The sequence below is a fragment of the Streptomyces sp. genome (assembly GCF_036524955.1).
In the GTDB taxonomy this organism is placed as follows: domain Bacteria; phylum Actinomycetota; class Actinomycetes; order Streptomycetales; family Streptomycetaceae; genus Actinacidiphila.
This window is the reverse complement of the sequence record NZ_DATDBG010000144.1, coordinates 1-2195: the sequence shown is the minus strand read 5'-3', so window position 1 is coordinate 2195 and position 2195 is coordinate 1. Positions and strand designations below refer to the sequence as shown.

The following is a 2195-nucleotide window of genomic DNA, read 5'->3' as shown; positions in this document are numbered from 1 at the left end:
CGACCGCCGCCGAGGGCATCCGCCTTCGGCACGTGAACCGCCGGCCCCGGTACTGCGACCTGCCCCCGTCGTTCCTCGCCGTCACCCAGGCCGACGGTCCCGCCGCCGCGGCCCGGGCCCTCGGTGACCGGCTGCGCGCCGCGGGCGTCCCGCTCACCGGCCTGCACTACGCCGGTTCCGCGCGCGACTTCCTGGGCGAGCCCGCCCTGTGCCCGGGCGGCGCGCGCGACCTGGCGATGGGGCGGCTCGCCGCGTTCCTACGACGTTCCCTGCGCGTGGCGACGGACCGCGTCGAGTCGTGCCGGTGACGGCGCGAGGGTCCGGGAACAGCGCAGCCGACCCACAAGCGCGCCACGCCCGGGGAACAGCGCGGCGTACCCATGCGCGAACCACGGCCCAGAAGCGCGACCCGGCCATCACATCGGCCGCACCCCGACCTGCCGCCGGTCCGGCCGTGCCGTCGGCCGTCCTGCTGATGTGCCCGGCGGGTCAGGGCCCCGCCGCCGGGCAACCCCGCCCTCGAGGTGCCCGCCGGACGGTCACCTCCCCCGCCCTGTCAGTGCCCCGCCCCCATGCCCAGCAGGCTGTCGCGCAAAGCCACCCGGGACGTGATGCCCAGCTTCGGGAAGATCTTGTAGAGGTGCGCGCCCACCGTGCGCGGCGACAGGTGCATGAGCTGGCCGATCTCCCTGTTGGTCATCCCCTTCGCGGCGAGTTCCGCGATGCGCGTCTCCTGGGCCGTCAGCAAGGCGGCAAGGGCAGCCGGCCGCGGGCCGAGTACCTCCCCCGACGCCCGCAGCTCCTCCGCGGCGCGGTCCGCCCACGGTTCGGCCCCCAGCCGGCGGAAGGTCTCCACGGCGCACCTGAGCTGCCCGCGGGCCGCGCCCTTGTCCTGATGGCGGCGCAGCCAGACGCCGTAGGCGAGTTGCAGCCGGGCGTGTTCGAACGGCCACCGGTCCGCCTCGGGGAGGGCCAGTGCCGCGTCGAAGGCCGCCGCGGCCTCGTCGTCGGGGGCGACGAGTGCCGCGGCGGTGGCGAGCAGGAGCGCGTGGTGTGCGGAGATCTCTCCCATCCTCGCCGCGCGCCCGGCCGCGACATGGGCCCGCGCCTCGGCGAGGTGCCCGCAGCGGACCGCGGCCTCCACCAGGTCGAGGAAGATCCGGTGGAAGTGCGGGAAGAACGGCGGGAGTTCGCCCGGCGGCGTCTGCCGGCTCGCGAGGGTGTACGCCTCGTCGTAGGCGCCGCGCGTCATCGCGGCCCGGATCTCGATCTCCGCCACCTCGCTCAGCACCAGCCGCAGGCGCCGCGGGCGGGCCCAGTCCGTGAGCGTGTCCGCGCACCGCCGCCGCTCGGGCTCGTCGCCGCGGCCGGCGGCGACCAGCCCGGCGACGTAGTCGAAGATGCGGGCGTAGAAGTCGTACCCGAGGTCCCGCGCCCGCTCGACGCCCTCGCCCGCCACGGCCAGCGCCTCGTCCCAGCCGCCGTGCAGATAGACGTCGTAGGAGCGGGCGGCGGTCATGAACTGGTGCGTGGTGTACGCCCCCCGCTCGGTCAGACCGCGCCACAGAGCGCTGTGGTCGCCGAACCCGTCCACGTAATGCGCCGTCCAGACCAGCCAGTTGACCTGCCAGAACCGGCGTTCCAGCGGCAGTGTGGCGGCGGCCGGGGCGATCCGCCGCCGCACGTCGTGGGCGGTGCGGGCCGGATCGGCGGCGGCGGCGTAGCAGAGCTTGCCCAGCGGTGACACCCGGTCCAGGCAGCGGCGCAGCCGCTCCCAGAGCTCCGGGCGGCCCAGCCAGAAGCAGGCGACGAAGAGGGTGTAGTAGGCGTCCTCGAAGTCGGAGTCGTGTTCCTCGCCGGGCGGGATCCGTTCCAGGACGGGGAGGATCTCGCGGTAGACGCCCTCCATGTCGCTGTCCCGGTAGACCATGACGAAGGCCGCCGCGGTGGCGCGGCGCACCGCCAGGGCCACCGGCATGGCGTCGTCGGCGGTGACCCGCAGCAGGTGGGCGCACTCCTCCAGTTGCCCGCCGACGACCGCGGCGATCGCCGCGTCGACGCGGCGGCGGGTGCGGTCGGCGGCGTCCGGGCTGAGGTCCGCCGCGCGGGACAGCGCGGCGGTGGCCTCGGCGGCGCCGCCGCGGTTCAGCGCGCGCCCGGCCGCGTCGGTCAGTGCCCGGGCGACGCTCTCGTCG

Annotated in this window: 1 protein-coding gene and 1 pseudogene; one reads left to right on the top strand and one right to left on the bottom strand. The window is 75.9% G+C overall.

Annotation, left to right across the window (positions count from 1 at the left end; all coding sequences use genetic code 11):
- A pseudogene (locus tag VIW71_RS11785) lies at positions 1-308 on the top strand (hypothetical protein); the annotation flags it as partial.
- Positions 309-556: 248 nt separating this feature from the next.
- Here the strand turns inward: VIW71_RS11785 and VIW71_RS11780 are convergent.
- Positions 557-2195, bottom strand: a 1639-nt coding sequence (locus tag VIW71_RS11780; RefSeq protein ID WP_331622054.1) for a helix-turn-helix transcriptional regulator, incomplete at its 5' end; no start/stop codon positions are given.